The sequence below is a fragment of the Pseudomonas sp. W2Oct36 genome (assembly GCF_041060465.1).
Classification (GTDB): Bacteria; Pseudomonadota; Gammaproteobacteria; order Pseudomonadales; family Pseudomonadaceae; genus Aquipseudomonas; species Aquipseudomonas graminis_B.
This window is the reverse complement of record NZ_JAUERW010000013.1, coordinates 134,952-154,764: the sequence shown is the minus strand read 5'-3', so window position 1 is coordinate 154,764 and position 19,813 is coordinate 134,952. Positions and strand designations below refer to the sequence as shown.

Genomic DNA, 19,813 nt, shown 5'->3' with positions numbered 1-19,813 from the left:
GGCGGATTGGATACGGTTTACGCGCGCCGAGCGTCAGGAGACCGCGCTGTGGAGGCCGGCGGCGTAGCCGTCGATGAACTCGCTCGGCATGCGCTTGGGTTTACCCGACGACAGTTCGATGCAGACGAAGGTGGTCTGCGCGCGCAGCAAGGTCACGCCATCACTGGGCCGCTTGAGCTGGAAGCGCCGGGTCATTTTCAGGCGTTGATCCCAGTCGACGATCCAGGTCGCCAGTTGCAGTTCGTCATCCTGATAGGCGCTGGCCAAGTAGTCGATCTCATGCCGCACCACGGCCATGGCCCGGTCGAGTCGACGGTACTCGGTCAGGTCCAGGCCCAGTTGCTGGGAATGCCGCCATGCGCAGCGTTCGAGCCAGGTGACATACACCGCGTTGTTGGCGTGACCCAGGCCGTCGATATCCTCCTCGCCCACCTGCAGATCGATGACGAACGGCGTTGCCAGATCCCAGACCATTTCTTAATGCCCTATCAAATTCATCACCCGGGCAGTGTAACTAAAAGCATCGGACAAGAAATGGTCCAGCCGGGGACAGATTAATTTACGGTGAAGCGTTGTAAATAAATCAGTCCCCTCAGCCGCCGGAAGCCGGTCCTACGGGGTGCGTGGGGGTTCTGTAGGACTGGCTTTAGCCGGGAAGGCGTCGGATGTCACGCTGCAGAATTGAGGGTGCCCACGCTGGCCTCTTCCCGGCTGAAGCCAGTCCTACAATGGCATCACAGCACCGCGGACTTCGCCGCCCGGAGCACGCGGTCTGACAGTTCACCGGGCCCCAGGGCTCGGGCGAGGGCCAGGCCGCCGACCATCAATGCGATATCGGCCAGGGTTTTGTCGGATTCTTCAGGGCTGGCAGCGAGTTGCGCCACCATCAGTTCGACGTGTTCCGCCAGGGCGTTGCGAAAATCCTCGGACAGACGCGCCATCTCCCCGATCGCTGTCGGCAACGGGCACGCGTGCTCTTCGGCGTCGCGGTGCCTGCGCGACAGGTAGAACACGGCCAGCAGCGCGCGACGCTCCTCACCCGGCAATTGACCGTCGATCCTGGCGACCATCTCACGGCGCTTGGCCAGCAACTGGCTGAACGCTTCAAGCATCAGCGCTTCCTTGCTGTCGAAATGCGCGTAGAAGCCGCCTACCGTCAGCCCGGCCGCGCCCATGATCTCGTTGACGCTGGGCTCGATCGGGCCGCGGGCGATCAACGCGGTGCTGGCAGCAGTGAGAATGCGTTCGCGGGTCTGTGCTTTTTTATCGTTCATGACCGCCTCCGGGATGATGGCGATAATATTATCCTCATCATGTGCGTTGGCAAGGACGACACCGGTGCTTGGGATGAACGATGGGCAGATGAACGAAGAGAGAGGCAAAGAAAGGCAGGGTCTGGAACCAAACCCCGGAAAAACAAAAGGGCCATTCAATAATCGAATGACCCTTGGTCTCGCAGAGCGAGAAATCGTGGCGTCCCCTAGGGGACTCGAACCCCTGTTACCGCCGTGAAAGGGCGGTGTCCTAGGCCACTAGACGAAGGGGACGCAAAACCTTCGAGCAGATGCGCCGATGACAACCTGGCGAACCCTGGCAGAAATTGGTGGAGCTAAGCGGGATCGAACCGCTGACCTCCTGCATGCCATGCAGGCGCTCTCCCAGCTGAGCTATAGCCCCGGATTTACGCCTCTCGGCGGAGATCAGCTCTAAAGCCTCACTCGGTAAAACTGGCGTCCCCTAGGGGACTCGAACCCCTGTTACCGCCGTGAAAGGGCGGTGTCCTAGGCCACTAGACGAAGGGGACGTAACCCTTGCGTACCGCCTCGGTGCTGGTTCCGGAGCGGGACAAACTTCAAGGCAGTAACGCAAACCTTGAAGTTTCTAATTTGGTGGAGCTTAGCGGGATCGAACCGCTGACCTCCTGCATGCCATGCAGGCGCTCTCCCAGCTGAGCTAAAGCCCCACAATACACTTACGTAGAACGCCGCGTTACCGCGTATTTCTGCGTTGCCGTGTGGACGGGGCGCATATTAAGTGCGACCCACAAAGCTGTCAAACTCTTTTTCAAACAATTCCAAAAGAATTTTCCGGGATAACAATCACTTACCGCCTCCCGGAAAACCGGCCCACGCCGGCCAACGGGCCATCGCTCAATGGCCCTGGCTAGTTCAGGTGGTCACTCAGCCGATGGCGCCGAGCAGCTTCTCCCATTCTTTGTTCTCTTTCTTCGACACCCCGCCCAGCATGTCCAGCGCCTGGCGCAGACGGAAACGGGTCAGGTCCGGGCCCAGAATCTCCATGGCGTCGGTGACCGATACCGAATTCGCCTGACCGGTGATGGCGGCGAACATCAGTGGCATGGCGTCCCGCAGCTTCAGTTCCAGGTGCTCGACCACTGCCTGAATGCAACCGGTGATCTTGTCCTTCTCCCACTGACGCAGGGACTCCAGCTTCCACAGGATCAGCTGAATGACCTGACGCACCTGTTCCGGCGACAGCTTCTTGTGTTCGAACAGCTTCGCGTCCGGCGTCACGCCACCGGCGAAGAAGAAACCGCCCAGCGGTGCGATCTGGCTGAACGTCTCGACGCGGCCCTGAACGTGGGGGGCGATCTTCATCATGTAGTCGCTGTTGAACGCCCACTTCTGCACGCGGGTGGCGAACTCTTCCACCGGCAGTTCACGCAGCCATTGGCCGTTGAGCCACGACAGCTTCTCGATGTCGAAAATCGGCCCGCCCAGGGACACGCGGGTCAGATCGAAGTGTTCGACCATTTCGTCCAGCGAGAACTTTTCGCGCTCGTCGGGCATCGACCAGCCCATGCGACCGAGGTAGTTGAGCATCGCTTCCGGCATGAAGCCCATGCGCTCGTAGAACGTCACCGAGGTCGGATTCTTGCGCTTGGAGAGTTTGCTCTTGTCCGGGTTACGCAGCAGCGGCATGTAGCACAGCGCCGGCTTTTCCCAGCCGAAGTACTCGTAGAGCAGGATCAGCTTCGGTGCCGACGGCAGCCACTCTTCGCCGCGCAGCACGTGGGTGATGCCCATCAGGTGGTCGTCGACGACGTTGGCCAGGAAGTAGGTCGGCAGGCCGTCGGTCTTCATCAGGACCTGCATGTCCATGCGGTCCCACGGGATTTCGACTTCGCCACGGAGGATGTCCGGTACCACGCAGACGCCTTCGCTCGGCACCTTCATGCGGATCACATGGGGTTCGCCGGCGGCCAGGCGGCGCTCGACTTCTTCTTTCGACAGCAGCAGCGCGCGGCCGTCGTAGCGCGGGGTTTCGCCCCGGGCGGTCTGCTCGGCGCGCATCTGGTCCAGCTCTTCAGCGGTGCAGAAGCACGGGAAAGCATGACCGGCGTCGACCAGTTCCTGCACGTACTTCTTGTAAATGTCGCCGCGCTCGCTCTGGCGATACGGGCCATGGGGACCGCCGACGTCGGGGCCTTCGCTCCACTCGATGCCGAGCCAGCGCAGGGCGTCGAAAATCTGTTGTTCGGACTCGCGGGTCGAGCGCAGTTGATCGGTGTCTTCAATGCGCAGGATGAATTCGCCGCCATGCTGCTTGGCGAAGCAATAGTTGAACAGCGCGATGTAGGCCGTGCCAACGTGGGGGTCGCCGGTGGGCGATGGCGCGATGCGGGTGCGAACGGTGGTCATGGAAAATCCCGGATAGGTCGAACAAGCCGCGAATGTTAACAGGCGCGGCCTGCGCGGCTCCAGCGCGGACGCTTGATGGAGCGCAGAATCGTGGTAATGGCAGGACAGGCGGCCCCGCCCTCGCCGCACGGCACGCGTCGCCACGGGTGTTGCAACGAATGCCGCGCCATCAGTGGCGGTCATGATCGCGACGATGGCTAGGTGCCAGACCGCCAACCCTGATAAATTTGCGTACATTCCAATAATCCAGAACGCCCATGCCCGCCCAACTCAAGCGCCGCCTGTTCATCTTCTTCGGGGTGGTCCTGCTGATCGCCCTCGCCTTCTTCGCCCAGTGGTACCTGAAGGGACGCTTTCACGAGTCCACCGACAACGCCTACGTGCAGGGTGAAATCACCCGGGTGTCCAGCCAGCTCGGCGCGCGGATCAACGAGGTGTTGGTGCAGGACAACCAGCACGTGGAAAAAGGCCAGTTGCTGGTGCGGCTTGAGCCGGATGATTTCCGCCTGGCCATCGACCGGGCCCAGGCGACCCTGGCAACCCGCGAAGCGGAGCGCCTGCAGGCACAGAGCCGCTTGACCCAGCAGTCGAGCCTGATCGCCGCCAGCGATGCGCAGGTGCAAGCGAATCAGGCGACCCTCGGGCGCACGCAACTGGACTTGGCGCGACTGCAAAAGCTGCGCACCCCGGGCTTCGTCTCGGAAGCCCAGGTGACCACCATGACCGCCGACAGCAACGTTGCCCGCTCCCAGGTCACCAAGGCCCAGGCCGATGCCCAGAGTCAGCGCCAGCAGGTCAACGCGCTGAACGCCGAGATCAAGCGCCTCGACGCGCAGATCGCCACCGCCCGTGCCGACCTGGCCCAGGCGCAGATTAATGTGCAGCGCACCGAGATCCACTCGCCCCTCAGCGGGCTGGTCGGCCAGCGGGCGGCGCGCAATGGCCAGTTCGTTCAGGCCGGCGCGTATCTGCTGTCGATCGTGCCGGACCAGGACATCTGGGTGCAGGCCAATTTCAAGGAAACCCAGATCGAGCACATGGAGATCGGTCAGGTCGCCCAGCTGACCTTCGACAGCTTTCCCGGCACGCCCATCGAGGGCCGCGTCGACAGCCTGTTTGCCGCCTCCGGTGCGCAGTTCAGCCTGCTGCCGCCGGACAACGCCACCGGCAACTTCACCAAGGTCGTGCAGCGCATCCCGGTCAAGCTGACTTTCGCGCCGGACAACCCCCTGCACGGCAAGATTCGCCCGGGCATGTCGGTGACCGTTTCAGTCGATATCCGGTCAGCGAACGACCCGCAACGTGGCCAGTGACGAGCTGATCCGCCCGGTTGGCGAACCGACCCGGCGCGACTGGATTGCCGTGATGAGCGTCATGCTTGGCGCGTTCATGGCGGTCCTCGATATCCAGATCACCAACTCGTCGCTCAAGGACATTCAGGGCGCGCTGTCGGCGACACTGGAAGAAGGCTCGTGGATTTCCACCTCGTACCTCGTCGCGGAAATCATCATGATTCCGCTGACAGCGTGGCTGGTGCAGTTGCTCTCGGCGCGACGTCTGGCGGTCTGGGTGTCGGTGGGGTTTCTGCTGTCGTCCCTGCTCTGCTCGATGGCCTGGAGCCTGGAAAGCATGATCGTCTTTCGCGCCCTGCAGGGTTTCACCGGCGGCGCGCTGATCCCGCTGGCGTTCACCCTGACCTTGATCAAACTGCCGGAGCATCACCGGGCCAAAGGCATGGCGCTGTTCGCCATGACCGCCACTTTCGCCCCGTCCATCGGCCCGACCCTGGGCGGCTGGCTGACGGAGAACTTCGGCTGGGAATACATCTTTTACATCAACATCCCGCCAGGGCTGGTGATGATCGGCGGCCTGCTGTACGGGCTGGAGAAAAAGGCGCCCCACTGGGAATTGCTCAAGAGCACCGACTACGCCGGCATCGTCACCCTGGGGGTCGGGCTGGGCTGTTTGCAGGTGTTTCTTGAAGAGGGGCATCGCAAGGACTGGCTGGAATCGAACCTGATCGTCGGCCTGGGCAGCATTGCGCTGGTGAGCCTGATCAGCTTTGTGATCGTTCAGTTTTCCAAGGACAAACCGCTCATCAATCTGGGCATTCTCGGCAACCGCAATTTTGGGCTGTCGAGTATTTCCAGCGTGGGCATGGGCGTCGGGCTGTATGGCTCGATCTATCTGCTGCCGCTGTACCTGGCGCAGATTCAGGGCTACAACGCCCAGCAGATCGGTGAGGTGATCATGTGGATGGGCGTGCCCCAGCTGTTTCTGATTCCGCTGGTGCCGCAACTGATGAAGGTGATCTCGCCGAAGCTGCTGTGTACGCTGGGATTTGGCTTGTTCGGGCTGGCGAGCTTTTCGTCCGGCGTGCTCAATCCGGATTTCGCCGGGCCGCAGTTCAATCAGATTCAGCTCGTGCGGGCGCTGGGTCAGCCGCTGATCATGGTGACCATTTCTCTGATCGCCACAGCGTTCATTCAGCCCCAGGACGCGGGGTCGGCGTCAAGCCTGTTCAACATTCTGCGCAACCTGGGCGGCGCCATCGGCATCGCGCTGCTGGCGACGTTGCTGGATGCGCGGACCAAGACCTACTTCGACTACTTGCGCGAATCGATCTCCCCCGCCAACCCGCAAGTCGCCGAACGCATGGCGATGCTCACCGACCGGTTGGGCAGTGAAACGGCGGCGTTGGGCAAGCTCAGCGAGATCGCCCATCAACAGGCGGCGATCATGGCCTACAACGACGCGTTTCATTTTGTCGGGATTGCGCTGGGGATCAGCATGCTGGCGGTGCTGTTGACGCGGAAGTTGCCTTCGGGGGTCGAGAGTGGCGCGGCGCATTAAGCCGCCCTGAAACGCCGAGAACGCCTTCGTGAGCAAGCTCACTCCCACAAGGCCCAGCGGCGTGGCCGAGATTCCAAGTCAACCGGGATCGTGTGGGAGCGCCACCCCGGTTACTCCCGCGAGTCCTCAAACTGCCAGCAGGCGCTCGCGCAGTTTGCCGATCTCGTCGCGCATTTGTGCCGCGGCTTCGAACTCCAGGTCGCGGGCCAGTTGGTACATCTTCTCTTCCAGCTGACGAATGCGTTTGGTGATTTCGCTCGGCGAGCGCAGTTCGGCCTCGTACTTGGCGTTCTCTTCGGCGGCTTTGGCCATGCCTTTGCGCTTCTTGCTGCGCGAGCCGGGCACGGTGGCGCCTTCCATGATGTCGGCGACGTCCTTGATGACGCTTTTCGGCGTGATGCCGTTGGCCAGGTTGAACGCGATCTGCTTTTCGCGACGACGATCGGTTTCTTCGATCGCACGCTCCATGGACCCCGTGATGCGATCGGCGTACAGGATCGCGCGGCCGTTGAGGTTACGCGCGGCCCGGCCGATGGTCTGGATCAGCGAGCGCTCGGAACGCAGGAAGCCTTCCTTGTCGGCATCCAGAATCGCCACCAGCGACACCTCCGGCATGTCCAGGCCTTCGCGCAGCAAGTTGATCCCCACCAGCACATCGAAGGTGCCCAGGCGCAGGTCGCGGATGATCTCGACGCGCTCGACGGTGTCGATGTCCGAGTGCAGGTAACGCACGCGCACGCCGTGGTCGGCCAGATAATCGGTGAGGTCTTCGGACATGCGCTTGGTCAGCGTGGTCACCAGCACCCGCTCCTCGATCGCCACGCGCTTGTGGATCTCCGAGAGCAGGTCGTCGACCTGGGTCAGCGCCGGACGGATCTCGATCTGCGGGTCGACCAGACCGGTCGGCCGCACCACTTGCTCGACGATGCGGCCCGCGTGCTCGGCTTCGTAGTTACCCGGCGTTGCTGAGACGAAAATGGTCTGCGGGCTGACGTTTTCCCACTCATCGAAACGCATCGGCCGGTTATCCAGCGCCGACGGCAGGCGGAAACCGTATTCCACCAGCGTCTCTTTGCGCGAACGGTCGCCCTTATACATGGCCCCGACCTGGGGTACGCTGACGTGGGATTCGTCGATCACCAGCAGCGCGTCAGCGGGGAGGTAGTCGTAGAGCGTAGGCGGCGGCGCACCAGACGGACGCCCGGACAGGTAGCGCGAGTAGTTTTCGATGCCGTTGCAGTAACCCAGTTCGAGGATCATCTCCAGGTCGAAGCGGGTGCGCTGCTCCAGACGCTGGGCTTCCACCAGCTTGTTGGCGCCGCGCAGGTATTCCAGACGCTCGTTCAGCTCGACCTTGATGCCTTCCATTGCCTCCAGCAGCGTTTCCCGCGGGGTCACGTAGTGGCTCTTCGGGTAGAAGGTGAAGCGCGGCAGTTTGCGAATCACCTCCCCGGTCAGCGGATCGAAGGCAGAAAGGCTCTCGACCTCGTCATCGAACAGCTCGATGCGGATGGCTTCCAGGTCCGATTCCGCCGGGAACACGTCGATCACGTCGCCGCGCACCCGGAAGGTCGCCCGGGCAAAATCCATGTCGTTGCGGGTGTATTGCAGGTCGGCCAGGCGACGCAGCAAAGCGCGCTGGTCGAGCTTGTCGCCGCGATCCACATGCAGAACCATGCGCAGGTAGGTTTCCGGACTGCCCAGACCATAAATGCACGACACCGTGGTGACGATGATCGAGTCTTTGCGCTCCAGCAGCGCTTTGGTCGCGGACAGGCGCATCTGCTCAATGTGGTCGTTGATCGACGCATCCTTCTCGATGAAGGTGTCCGACGACGGCACGTAGGCTTCCGGCTGGTAGTAGTCGTAGTAGGAAACGAAGTACTCGACCGAGTTGTTCGGGAAAAACGCCTTGAACTCGCCGTACAACTGGGCGGCCAGGGTTTTGTTCGGCGCCAGCACCAGCGTCGGGCGCTGCACTTGCTGAATGACGTTGGCGATGCTGAAGGTCTTGCCCGAACCGGTTACACCGAGCAGGGTCTGGTGCGACAGGCCGGCGTCGATGCCTTCAACCAACTGACGAATCGCCTCCGGTTGATCGCCGGCCGGCTCAAAACGGGTAACGAGCTGAAACTCGGACATAACGTACCTCTGGAGGGGCCACTGCCGGATGAATCCCGCAGCAACGCAATTGAGCACGGACGGCTGATCCCGTCAGGGAAAAGACGTACATAAAAGAAGTGATGGGACTACAAGTGGAGTCGACGGCGCCACCTTTCAAGCCACCCTCCGCAGATTAGTCCGCGGCACGGGACTAACGGTCGAAAAATTTCGCGAAAAACCCTGAAAAACCTGCGCGGGACTGTCGCCCGCACTGGCGCAGGCCTTTATACTTGCTCCCCGTTTGTGCACCGCTCTAGTGCAATCGGCTGGAGCGACGCGACCCATTCACTCCCCACTCAGAGCCCCCGCACAATGAGCCTGTTCTCCGCTGTCGAAATGGCACCACGCGATCCAATCCTGGGCCTCAACGAAGCATTCAACGCCGATACCCGCACGACCAAGGTCAATCTGGGTGTCGGCGTTTACAGCAACGAAGAAGGGAAAATTCCGCTGCTGCGCGCCGTTGTCGAAGCGGAAGAAAACCGGGTGGCCCAACACCTGCCCCGCGGCTACCTGCCCATCGACGGCATCGCTGCCTACGACAAGGCCGTGCAAACCCTGCTGTTCGGCGCTGAGTCGCCGCTGCTGGCTTCGGGCCAAGTGATGACGGTCCAGGCGGTCGGCGGTACGGGCGCTCTGAAAATCGGCGCGGACTTCCTCAAGCAGCTCTCCCCTGATGCCGTTGTGGCGATCAGCGACCCAAGCTGGGAAAACCACCGCGCGCTGTTCGAAACCGCCGGTTTCCCGGTGCAGAACTACCGTTACTACGACGCCGCCACCCATGACGTGAACCGCACGGGCATGCTGGAGGATCTGCAGAACCTGCCGTCCGGCTCGATCGTCGTGCTGCACGCCTGCTGTCATAACCCCACTGGCGTTGACCTGACCCTGGAAGACTGGAAGAAGGTGCTTGAGGTGCTGAAGGCCAAGGGTCATGTGCCGTTTCTGGACATGGCGTATCAGGGCTTCGGTGACGGGATTGACGAGGACGCAGCGGCGGTGCGTTTGTTCGCTGACAGCGGCATGACGTTCTTTGCTTCCAGTTCGTTTTCGAAGTCGTTTTCGCTGTATGGCGAGCGGGTCGGTGCGTTGTCGATCGTGACGGATTCGAAGGAAGAGACGGCGCGGGTGTTGTCTCAGGTGAAGCGTGTGATCCGTACGAACTATTCGAACCCGCCGACCCATGGCGCGTCGATTGTGGCGACGGTGTTGAACAGCCCTGAGTTGCGTGCCAAGTGGGAGGAGGAGCTGGGCGAGATGCGCCTGCGGATTCGCGGGATGCGTGAGGAGATGACGCAGCGTCTGGCGAATAATGCGGCGGGGCAGGATTTCAGTTTTGTCGCGCGGCAGCGGGGGATGTTTTCGTATTCGGGTCTGACGACGGCGCAGGTTCATCGGTTGCGCAATGAGTTCGGGATTTATGCGTTGGATACCGGGCGGATTTGTGTGGCGGCGTTGAATCAGGGGAATATCGGGGCTGTTACCGAGGCGATCCTGGCGGTTATCTGAGGGCTTTTTTAAGATCAAGATCAGGATCAAGAGCGTCTGCCTAAGGGCAGACGTTTCGCCTTCGGCGAGTTACTTGGAAAAGCACCCCAAGTAACCAAGGGTGCTTGCTCCTGGCTAGGTTCCTCCTTCGTCGGAATACCCTCACTTCGACGACGCTCCGTGGGCCCGCGCCGAACGGACATCCATGTCCTGACGGCGCTCTCGCCGCATCCATGCGGCTCGGCCCACTGCGCGTCGTCTGCGTTCGGCCTGCACCCAAGTCGCGATGGGTGTCGTCTGGACTTTTTGTGTAGGAAGATCAAAAGCAAATCAAAAGCTTCCCGGCTGAAGCCGGTCCTACTGAGTGCACGCGTCGCTTTTTTGTGGGACCGGCTTTAGCCGGGAAGGCGTCAGTGGGCACGCCGGGAACGATCGGGTAAATGAAGCCGCGACATTGCCGGTCAGCACATGGATCGAACCCTTGCGCGCCGTTGCCCTCGATATCTGTAAGTCCTGTGAACGGGATATGACAGAAGAGGTGCATATGGCTACCCAGAACAATGATCAAACCGTCAACCGCAACGACCCGGCGATTAGCCCGGCCGCGCAACCGGAAGCCCTGGACAGCAGCGTGGCGCAGAAGGACACGGTCAAGCCGCAGGGCGAGTCGAAAGACGGCGCGCAGGGTCATGAGAACGCCGGGGTCGATGCGGGGGATAACAGCTTTACCCCGGATTTCGAGCCGGAAGAGCATGAATCGCCGGACACCACCAAAGAGGAGCTGCAGACGGGTGAGCTGGACAAGGACATTGATACCGCCGGGGGTTGAGGGCGGCCTTCGGTCCGGGGCACTGGTGGGAGTGAGCTTGCTCGCGAGGAGGTCGCCACAGCCGCTGGATCTCCAGGGGGTTGGCTTAAGTCTTCGCGAGCAAGCTCGCTCCCACGGGATTCTCACCGCCGCCTCTGACCTGGTTCGGATCTAACAGCTCCACCACCCGCTCGATCTGGCGGATATTTCATTGCATGGCCCCCTAACAAAACGGCACCATCACGCCTTGGTCTGCGCCCGCAGACTTGCCTGAAGTTCATCCCCGGAGCGTTGTCGATAATGGTCCAGCCCGCCACTCAGGATGCCCCGCGCGTCGGTAATAAACTCACACCCCGCGAGTTTCGCGGCATGGCGGCGATTCTGATGTCCATCGCCCTGGCCACCCTCGACACCGCCATCGCCAATACCGCCCTCCCCGCCATCGCGGCTGATTTGAACGCCTCACCGGCGGCGTCGGTGTGGATCATCAACGCCTACCAGCTCGCCGCCGTCGCCACGCTGTTGCCGTTTGCGGCGCTCGGCGGCGTGCTTGGCCACCGCAAGGTGTATCTGGGCGGGCTGATTCTGTTCGTGGTGTCGTCGGCGTTGTGTGCGCTGTCCTGGTCACTGCCGACGCTGACCGTCGCCCGCGTGCTGCAGGGCATCGGCGCCAGCGCGATCATGAGCGTCAACGCCGCGTTGATCGGCTCGATCTTCCCCCACGAACGGCTCGGCCGCGGACTGGGCATGAACGCGCTGGTGGTCGGCACCTCGTTCTCCATCGGCCCGACCGTGGCCTCGCTGGTGTTGTCGGTGGCGAGTTGGCCGTGGCTGTTCGCGATCAACCTGCCCATCGGCCTGTTCGCCCTGGTGTTCGCCTGGAATTCGCTGCCCGCGACCCGTCTCGGCACACTGACCTTCGACCGCGTCACCGCCGTGCTGAACGTCATCACCTTCGGCGCGCTGATCTTTGCCCTGAGTCAGGCGGCGCAACTGGGCTCCATGGCCAGCGTGCTGATCGCCCTGGCGGTTTTTCTGGTGGGCGGCGCGCTGATGCTCAAGCGCGAGGTCGGGCACCCTGCGCCGATGTTCCCGCTGGATTTGCTCAAGCGGCCGATGTTCGCGTTGTCGGCGCTGACGGCGTTCTGTTCGTTCGCCACCCAAGGGCTGGCGTTTGTCTCACTGCCGTTCTTTTTTGAAAGCACCCTGGGCCGCGACCCGATCCAGACCGGGTTTCTCATGACCCCATGGTCGGTGGTGGTGGCCATGATCGCGCCGTTCGCCGGGCGCCTGTCAGACCGTTATGCGCCGGGGCTGCTGGGCGGGATCGGGCTGGCGATTCTCTGTATGGGGATGATTTCCCTGGCGACTATGCCGGCCGACGCCAGCGTAATCTCCATCATCGCGCGGATGATGCTGTGCGGAATCGGCTTCGGTTTCTTCCAGGCGCCGAACCAGAAAGCGCTGATGACCAGCGCCCCGAAGGAGCGCTCCAGCGGCGCCAGCGGCACGATTGCGACGGCACGCCTGATTGGCCAGGCCACGGGCGCGGCGTTGGTGGCCTTGAGTTTCGGCATTTCCAGCACCCACGGCCCGGTGCTGGCGTTGAGCATCGGCGCCGGCTTTGCGGCGGTGGGCAGTGTGGCGAGCGGCTTGCGGTTGGTGACCAAGAACACCGCCAATCCGCGGCCTTAAACGTCGTCAATCCAGCCAGCGCAGGATCAGGCAATCATCGCGCAGGACTGGGTCATCGGTTTGGCGCGCAGGGTTCCTACCATGGGGGACTTCAAGCATCGACCATCGATCAACGGCTTCGGCCCCGAGAGGAAACCCACAATGAGCACATCAAAAACCCTGTTCATCACCGGTGTCAGCAGCGGCTTCGGTCAAGCGCTGGCGCAACAGGCGCTGGCGGCGGGTCATACGGTGATCGGCACCCTGCGCAATGAAGACGCCGTTCAGGCATTCGAAGCCCAGGCACCCGGTCGCGCCCACGGCGTGCTGCTGGACGTCACCGACTTCGACGACATCGACCGCGTGGTCGCCGAGGCCGACACCGCGTTCGGGCCCATCGACGTGCTGGTCAACAACGCCGGCTATGGTCACGAAGGCATTCTGGAAGAGTCGCCGCTGGAGGATTTGCGTCGGCAGTTCGACGTCAACGTGTTCGGCGCGGTGGCGATCATCAAGGCCTTCGTGCCGCTGTTCCGCCAGCGCCGCAGCGGGCACATCCTCAACGTCACCTCCATGGGCGGCTTCATCACGATGCCGGGGATTTCCTACTACCACGGCAGCAAGTTTGCGCTGGAAGGCATTTCCGAATCCCTGAGCAAGGAGTTGAAGCCCTTCAATGTGTTTGTCACGGCCGTGGCGCCGGGTTCGTTCCGCACGGACTGGGCCGGGCGTTCGATGCAACGGACTGCACGGCAAATTGCCGACTACGACGCCAGCTTCGACCCGATCCGCAAGGCCCGCGAAGAACGCAGCGGCAAGCAGCCAGGGGATCCGGTCAAGGCGGCGGACGCGATGCTCAAGCTGATTGATAGCCCCACCCCGCCCGCGCACTTGTTGCTGGGCAGCGATGCGTTGAAGCTGGTGCGGGAAAAGCTCGCGCAGCTGGAAGCCGAGTTTGCGGAATGGGAAGAGGTGTCGCGTTCGACGGATGGGTGAAGTTCGATGAAAGGGCGTCGGCCTAACGGCCACTCCGGTCTCGCTCCGTGGGCCCTGCGTTCAGCCTGCACCCAAGTCGCGTTTGGCGGTAACTGGACTTTTTGCGTATGAAGGTCAAAAGCAGATCAACATCAACATCAACATCAACATCAACATCAAAAGCTTCCCGGCTGAAGCCGGTCCTACAGACCTGCTGCGTACCCACTGTAGGACTGGCTTTAGCCGGGAAGAGGCCGGCATGACCACCATCATTTTTTCTGGGAAACGCCCTCCTTGTGGGAGCCGTCAACCGGGAACTCGTGGCGTAACTTAACCTACACCCCGCCCCGGCTGAAGATGCGGATCACTTCATCCAGATGCCCCGCCATCGCCTGCCTCGCAGCTTCTGCATCGCGGTGTTGCAAGGCGTCGAGGATCAGGCGGTGTTCGTGCTCGGAGCGGAACGGCATGTCGTCGGAGGTGTAGTGGGCCTGCAAACGCTGGAACATGCTGCCGTACTGATGCCCGAGCAGGTGCTTGATCATCAGCCCATAGGCCGGGTTGCCCGAGGCCTGGGCGATGCGGATGTGGAACAGGCGATCGCCGGGGTGGGTGTGGGAATGCTCGCGGTTGTCCCGGGCGTTGCGTTCGAAGGCCTCGCGGATCGCGTCGAGTTCTTCATCGCTGGCGTTTTGCGCGGCCAGCGCCGCCGCTTCCGGTTCGATCAGCCGACGCGCCTGAAGCAGGGCAAACGGCGGAATCTCCGCGCTGAAATCCACCTCGATGCCCAGCTCCGGGTCGACGTCCTTCCACTGATCGCGGGTGACCTGGGTCATCACCGGTTCATCGGACAGCTTCTGCCCCGGCGGTTCGCAGACCAGCACGCCATTGCCCACCCGCACATCCACCAGCCCGATTACCTCAAGGGCAATCATTGCCTCACGCACCGACGCCCTGCTCACCCCCAGCATCTTCGCCAATTCACGTTCGGCCGGCAGGCGGCTGCCCGGTGGAAACTCGCCGCTGTCGATCAACGCGCGGAGCTGATCGGCGATCTGGCGATAAAGTCTCTGGTTATCAATTACTTGGATTGGCATGGGGAATCGGCTCGGAATTTTACAGTGCACTGGATCGACAAATGGCCTTGTTGCGGCCCATGACAAGTGCTAAAAACAGGACCAATGGCCTGACCATTGGAGCACTGCAGTGAGCGGAGCATAGCAAAACCCGATGGGGTTAGCGTGCGTCGTCTTCGCTTGAATGCGGCCTCCGTGGCCCGGTCAGCAGACCTGAACCGCTTGATTGCCAGGCAGGTCGTCTCAACAATAAAAACAAGGGATCAACATGGACCTCACCGGTAAGCGAGTGCTCATCACGGCCGCCGCCCAGGGCATCGGTCAAGCCAGCGTCGAGGCCTACCTGAAGGCCGGCGCGGAAGTCTTCGCCATCGACATCAACGGTGCAGCGCTGGACCATCTGCAAGGCGTGCACAAGCGCGTGCTCGACGTCACCGACCACGCCGCCATCGAACGGCTGGCCGCCGAAGTGGGCGCGCTGGACGTACTGTTCAACTGCGCAGGCGTGGTGCACAGCGGCAACATCCTCGAATGCTCCGAAGACGACTGGCGCTTCGCCTTCGACCTCAACGTCACCGCGATGTACAAGATGATCCGCGCGTTTCTGCCGGCAATGCTGGCCAACGGTGGCGGCTCGATCATCAATATGTCGTCGGTCGCCTCGGCCATCAAGGGCGTGCCCAACCGCTTCGCCTACTGCGCGAGCAAGGCCGCCGTGATCGGCATCACCCGTTCGGTCGCTGCTGATTTCGTCGGCCAGAACATCCGCTGCAACTGCATTTGCCCCGGCACCGTGGAATCCCCTTCCCTGCGTCAGCGGGTGGCCGATCAGGCGGCGCGGGAGCATCGTGACGAGTCCGAGGTGTACGCCGCGTTCGAAGCCCGCCAACCCATGGGACGCCTGGGTACGCCCGAGGAAATTGCCCAACTGGCGCTGTACCTCGGGTCGTCCGCCAGCGGCTTTACCACCGGCACTGCGCAAATCATCGACGGTGGCTGGAGCAATTGAGCCCGCCGCCAATCCCGCGTATTCGTTAAACCGATTTCTGATCAATCACCATTTAGAGGACTCCCCATGAAATTGCTGCGTTACGGCGAACCCGGTCAAGAACGCCCTGGCCTACTGGACAGCAACGGCCGCATTCGCGATCTGACCGATCTCATCGGCGACCTGTCGGGCACCGCCCTGAGCCCGGAAAGCATCGCGCACTTGCAGTCCCAGGACATCAACAGCCTGCCGCTGGTCGAGGGCACTCCGCGCCTCGGTCCGTGCGTCGGCCAGATCGGCAAGTTCATCTGCATCGGCCTCAACTACGCCGACCACGCCGCTGAAACCGGCGCCGACATTCCGAAAGAGCCGATCATTTTCAACAAGTGGACCAGCGCCATCGTCGGCCCCAACGACAACGTGGAAATCCCGCGCAACTCGAAGAAGACCGACTGGGAGGTCGAGCTGGGCGTAGTCATCGGCAAGGGTGGTCGCTACATCGGCGAGGCCGATGCGCTGGAACACGTGGCGGGTTATTGCGTGATCAACGACGTGTCCGAGCGTGAATACCAGCTCGAGCGCGGCGGCACCTGGGACAAGGGCAAGGGTTGCGACACCTTCGGCCCGATCGGCCCGTGGCTGGTGACCCGCGATGAAATCGCCGACCCCCATCAGCTCAACCTGTGGCTGGAAGTCGACGGCAAGCGCTACCAGAACGGCAACACGCGGACGATGATTTTCCAGATTCCCAAGCTGGTGAGCTACCTGAGCCAGTTCATGAGCCTGCAACCGGGCGACGTGATTTCAACCGGCACACCGCCGGGCGTGGGCCTGGGCATCAAGCCGGAACCGGTGTTCCTGCGCGCCGGCCAGACCATGCGTCTGGGGATTGAAGGGCTGGGCGAACAGCAGCAACTGACGGTCGACGCCTGAGGCAGCAAACACCATTCCTGTGGGAGCGAGCTTGCTCGCGAAGAGGCCAGTGCATTCCCTGCCTATTCATCAGGAGTAAAGGTTTCGCGAGCAAGCTCGCTCCCACAGGTTCTGCATGCACTTGAGATCAGTGGTTTCCTCAGTTTTCCCAATACGCCGCGCTGCCCATAACAATGCCAAAGGGACCCGCCATGACCACCATCACCGCCTTGCGCGTTGAAGACATCCGTTTCCCCACGTCGCAATTGCTCGACGGCTCCGACGCGATGAACCCGGACCCCGATTACTCGGCGGCCTACGTCATTCTCGAAACCGATCACCCCACCCTGCAGGGCCACGGCCTGACCTTCACCATCGGCCGTGGCAACGAGATTTGCTGCACAGCGATCAACGCACTGGCCGGCGTGATGGTCGGCTTGACGCTGGAATGGATCACCGAAGACATGGGCCGTTTCTGGCGCCACGTCACCAGCGACAGCCAGTTGCGCTGGATCGGCCCGGACAAGGGCGCGATTCACCTGGCGACGGGCGCCGTGGTAAACGCCACCTGGGACCTGTGGGCCAAATCCGAGGGCAAGCCGGTGTGGCAACTGGTGGCGGAAATGACCCCGGCGCAACTGGTGCGCTGCATCGATTTTCGCTACATCACCGACTGCCTCACCCCGGACGAAGCCCTGACCCTGCTGACCGAGCGCGCCGAGGGCAGGGCGCAGCGGCTGCGAACGCTGCTGGCCGACGGTTACCCCTGCTACACCACGTCGGCGGGCTGGCTGGGCTACCCCGACGACAAGTTGCGCCGACTGTGTCAGGAGGCGGTCGATGGCGGTTTTTCCCACATCAAACTCAAGGTCGGTCGCGACCTGCAGGACGACATTCGCCGCGTGCGCATCGCCCGGGAAGTGCTGGGGCCGGATCGCCATCTGATGATCGACGCCAATCAGGTCTGGGAGGTCAAAGAGGCCATCGACTGGGTCCGTGAACTGGCGTTTGCCAAACCCTGGTTCATCGAAGAACCGACCAGCCCCGACGACGTCGAGGGCCATCGCACGATTCGTCTCGGCGTCCACCCGGTGAAGGTGGCGACCGGCGAGATGTGCCAGAACCGCATCGTCTTCAAGCAACTGATCATGCGCGGCGCCATCGACGTGGTGCAGATCGACGCCTGCCGGCTCGGCGGGGTCAACGAGGTGCTGGCGGTGATGTTGATGGCCGCCAAATACCAGCTGCCGGTCTGCCCCCATGCCGGTGGCGTCGGGCTGTGCGAGTACGTGCAGCACCTGTCGATGATCGATTTCCTGTGCATCGCCGGGACCCATGAAGGTCGGGTGGTGGAGTATGTCGATCACCTGCATGAGCACTTTGAAGACCCCTGCGTGATTCGTGACGCCGCGTATCTGCCGCCGGCCGCACCGGGGTTTTCGATTCAGATGAAAACCGCTTCGCGGGAGCAGTACGCGTACAAAGGCTGAGGACCCCGCCAGAGCTTTGCCCAGGCATGAAACGGACGGAGTACAACAACAATGTCGTCCCGACACTCAAGCATTCCGGCAGCGCCCTTGCGGGTGGATGCCCATCAGCATTTCTGGACCTACGACGCCCGGGATTACCCCTGGATCGACCAGCGCCATGCTGCGTTGCAACGGGATTTCCTGCCGGGGGATTTGAAACCTCTGCTCGATGAGCACGGTATCGACGGCTGCATCGCGGTGCAGGCGCGGCACAGCGTCAGCGAGACCGACGCGCTGCTCAGCCACGCCGCCACTTACCCGTGGATCTTTGGCGTGGTCGGCTGGGCGGATCTGCGGGCGGATGACCTAGAGGCGCAACTCTCACGCTGGGGCGACGCTCATAAAGGCGCGCAAAAACTGGTCGGCCTCCGTCATCTGATCCAGGACGAACCGGCGCCGTCGCTGTTCCTCCAGGACCCTGCGTTCGCCCGTGGCATTCAGCTGTTGCAACGCCACGGGCTGGCGTACGACGTGCTGATAAAAGACAAAGACCTGCACGCCGCCACCGACTTCTGCCAACGCCACGACCGGCATCACCTGATCCTCGATCACCTCGGCAAACCGGACCTGTCCCGGGAAGACCCCATCGACTGGGCCGACCGCCTCGCCCCGCTGGCCGCCCTGCCCCACGTCGCCTGCAAGCTCTCCGGGCTGATTACCGAGGCCGACTGGCAGCACTGGCGACCGGGGGAGCTGCTGCCTTACTTCTGTCTGGCGCTGGAGCTGTTCGGGCCGCAACGGTTGATGTTCGGTTCAGACTGGCCGGTCTGCCAGCTCGCCGGCCGTTACAGCGATGTCCACCAGTTGTTCGAAACCGCCATCAGTAGGCTCTCTGTCGATGAGCAACATGAGCTGCGCGGCGGCACCGCCATTCGCCTTTATGGCCTGCAAGGAAACTGCCCATGAATCTGCACCTGCACGACAAAATCATCATCGTCACCGGCGGCGGCTCGGGGATTGGCGCAGCCATCTCGCTGGGGCTGGCCGAAGAAGGCGCGATCCCGGTGATCTTCGCCAATCAACCGCTGCCCGCCGAACTCGCGGCAGAACTGGACAGACGCCAGCCGCAAACCCTGTTCGTCCAGGTCGAGCTGCGCGATGAGGCCGAATGTGCGGCGGCGGTGAGCCAGGTGCTGGAACGCTTTGGTCACATCGACGGGCTGGTCAACAACGCCGGTGTCAATGACAACGTCGGGCTGGAGGCCGGTCGCAGCGCGTTCATCGAGTCGCTGGAGAAGAACCTCATTCACTACTACGTCATGGCGCATTTGTGCGTTGACGCGCTGAAGGCCAGCAAGGGCGCCATCGTCAACATCGGCTCGAAAACCGCCCTCACCGGCCAGGGCGGCACCAGCGGTTATACCGCCTCGAAAGGTGCGCAACTGTCCCTGACACGGGAATGGGCGGCGTCGTTGCTGAGCGATGGCGTGAGGGTGAACGCGGTGATCCCGGCCGAAGTGATGACGCCGCTGTACGAGCGCTGGATTGCCAGCTTTGACGACCCTGACGGGAAGCTGGCGAAGATCGTCGAGAAAATCCCCTTGGGCCAGCGCATGACCACGCCGACCGAGATCGCCGACAGCGTGCTGTTTCTGCTATCCCCGCGAGCATCCCACACCACCGGGCAGTGGCTGGTGGTGGATGGCGGCTATACGCACCTTGACCGGGCACTGACATGAGCGCGC

Annotated in this window: 16 protein-coding genes and 4 tRNA genes; 11 read left to right on the top strand and 9 right to left on the bottom strand. The window is 62.3% G+C overall.

The window, feature by feature from the left end; translation table 11 throughout:
• Positions 1-33: 33 nt before the first annotated feature.
• The 7 genes from QWI18_RS17655 to gltX all read right to left on the bottom strand — a co-directional run bounded on the left by QWI18_RS17655 (position 34) and on the right by gltX (position 3,662).
• Complete coding sequence (locus tag QWI18_RS17655; RefSeq protein WP_192134178.1) at positions 34-474, bottom strand: thioesterase family protein; 441 nt, start codon at positions 472-474, stop codon at positions 34-36.
• A gap of 260 nt (positions 475-734) precedes the next feature.
• Positions 735-1,274 carry a TetR/AcrR family transcriptional regulator gene (locus QWI18_RS17650; RefSeq protein ID WP_369319396.1) on the bottom strand — a complete coding sequence of 180 codons (540 nt, stop codon included), beginning with the start codon at positions 1,272-1,274 and terminating at the stop codon, positions 735-737.
• A 197-nt stretch (positions 1,275-1,471) separates the two neighbouring features.
• Positions 1,472-1,547 (bottom strand) — tRNA-Glu (locus tag QWI18_RS17645).
• 54 nt (positions 1,548-1,601) lie between these two features.
• Positions 1,602-1,677, bottom strand: a tRNA-Ala gene (locus tag QWI18_RS17640).
• Positions 1,678-1,728: 51 nt separating this feature from the next.
• Positions 1,729-1,804 (bottom strand) — tRNA-Glu (locus QWI18_RS17635).
• Between the two features lie 83 nt (positions 1,805-1,887).
• Positions 1,888-1,963, bottom strand: a tRNA-Ala gene (locus QWI18_RS17630).
• A gap of 217 nt (positions 1,964-2,180) precedes the next feature.
• On the bottom strand, positions 2,181-3,662 hold the full coding sequence (gene gltX / locus QWI18_RS17625) for a glutamate--tRNA ligase (protein WP_065986050.1): 1,482 nt from the start codon (positions 3,660-3,662) through the stop codon (positions 2,181-2,183).
• Positions 3,663-3,919: 257 nt separating this feature from the next.
• Between gltX and QWI18_RS17620 the strand changes: the two genes are divergently transcribed.
• Positions 3,920-4,975, top strand: a complete 1,056-nt coding sequence (locus QWI18_RS17620; protein ID WP_369319395.1) for an HlyD family secretion protein — start codon at positions 3,920-3,922, stop codon at positions 4,973-4,975.
• A gap of 49 nt (positions 4,976-5,024) precedes the next feature.
• Positions 5,025-6,515: an MDR family MFS transporter gene (locus QWI18_RS17615; protein WP_369319401.1), complete on the top strand. Its 1,491-nt coding sequence runs from the start codon at positions 5,025-5,027 to the stop codon at positions 6,513-6,515.
• A 126-nt stretch (positions 6,516-6,641) separates the two neighbouring features.
• Here the strand turns inward: QWI18_RS17615 and uvrB are convergent, their stop codons facing one another.
• Positions 6,642-8,657 carry an excinuclease ABC subunit UvrB gene (uvrB, locus tag QWI18_RS17610; RefSeq protein WP_065986047.1) on the bottom strand — a complete coding sequence of 672 codons (2,016 nt, stop codon included), beginning with the start codon at positions 8,655-8,657 and terminating at the stop codon, positions 6,642-6,644.
• A gap of 333 nt (positions 8,658-8,990) precedes the next feature.
• On the opposite strand from uvrB, the gene QWI18_RS17605 reads away from it, so the two are divergent.
• From QWI18_RS17605 to QWI18_RS17590, 4 genes are all read left to right on the top strand, one after another.
• Entirely contained in the window at positions 8,991-10,187 is a 1,197-nt protein-coding gene (locus tag QWI18_RS17605; RefSeq protein ID WP_369319394.1) for an amino acid aminotransferase, read from the top strand.
• A 523-nt stretch (positions 10,188-10,710) separates the two neighbouring features.
• Positions 10,711-10,995: a hypothetical protein gene (locus tag QWI18_RS17600; protein WP_296315320.1), complete on the top strand. Its 285-nt coding sequence runs from the start codon at positions 10,711-10,713 to the stop codon at positions 10,993-10,995.
• Positions 10,996-11,343: 348 nt separating this feature from the next.
• On the top strand, positions 11,344-12,669 hold the full coding sequence (locus tag QWI18_RS17595; RefSeq protein WP_369319400.1) for an MFS transporter: 1,326 nt from the start codon (positions 11,344-11,346) through the stop codon (positions 12,667-12,669).
• Between the two features lie 141 nt (positions 12,670-12,810).
• Positions 12,811-13,644, top strand: coding sequence for an oxidoreductase (locus QWI18_RS17590; RefSeq protein WP_192134188.1), 834 nt, complete (start codon positions 12,811-12,813; stop codon positions 13,642-13,644).
• A gap of 314 nt (positions 13,645-13,958) precedes the next feature.
• Here QWI18_RS17590 and QWI18_RS17585 read toward each other — a convergent pair whose 3' ends face one another.
• Positions 13,959-14,720, bottom strand: coding sequence for a FadR/GntR family transcriptional regulator (locus QWI18_RS17585; protein WP_192134190.1), 762 nt, complete (start codon positions 14,718-14,720; stop codon positions 13,959-13,961).
• A 247-nt stretch (positions 14,721-14,967) separates the two neighbouring features.
• Between QWI18_RS17585 and QWI18_RS17580 the strand changes: the two genes are divergently transcribed.
• The 5 genes from QWI18_RS17580 (at position 14,968) to QWI18_RS17560 (ending at position 19,807) form a co-directional block, all read left to right on the top strand.
• Positions 14,968-15,708 (top strand): SDR family oxidoreductase, encoded by a 741-nt coding sequence (locus QWI18_RS17580; RefSeq protein WP_065986099.1) that lies wholly within the window; start codon positions 14,968-14,970, stop codon positions 15,706-15,708.
• Between the two features lie 66 nt (positions 15,709-15,774).
• Positions 15,775-16,620, top strand: coding sequence for a fumarylacetoacetate hydrolase family protein (locus QWI18_RS17575; protein WP_369319393.1), 846 nt, complete (start codon positions 15,775-15,777; stop codon positions 16,618-16,620).
• Between the two features lie 191 nt (positions 16,621-16,811).
• Positions 16,812-18,089 carry an L-fuconate dehydratase gene (locus QWI18_RS17570; RefSeq protein ID WP_369319392.1) on the top strand — a complete coding sequence of 426 codons (1,278 nt, stop codon included), beginning with the start codon at positions 16,812-16,814 and terminating at the stop codon, positions 18,087-18,089.
• Positions 18,090-18,140: 51 nt separating this feature from the next.
• Entirely contained in the window at positions 18,141-19,034 is an 894-nt protein-coding gene (locus QWI18_RS17565; protein WP_369319391.1) for an amidohydrolase, read from the top strand.
• Entirely contained in the window at positions 19,031-19,807 is a 777-nt protein-coding gene (locus QWI18_RS17560) for an SDR family oxidoreductase (protein ID WP_369319390.1), read from the top strand. Before QWI18_RS17565 ends, QWI18_RS17560 begins: the two co-directional genes overlap by 4 nt.
• The last annotated feature ends 6 nt before the right edge of the window (positions 19,808-19,813 follow it).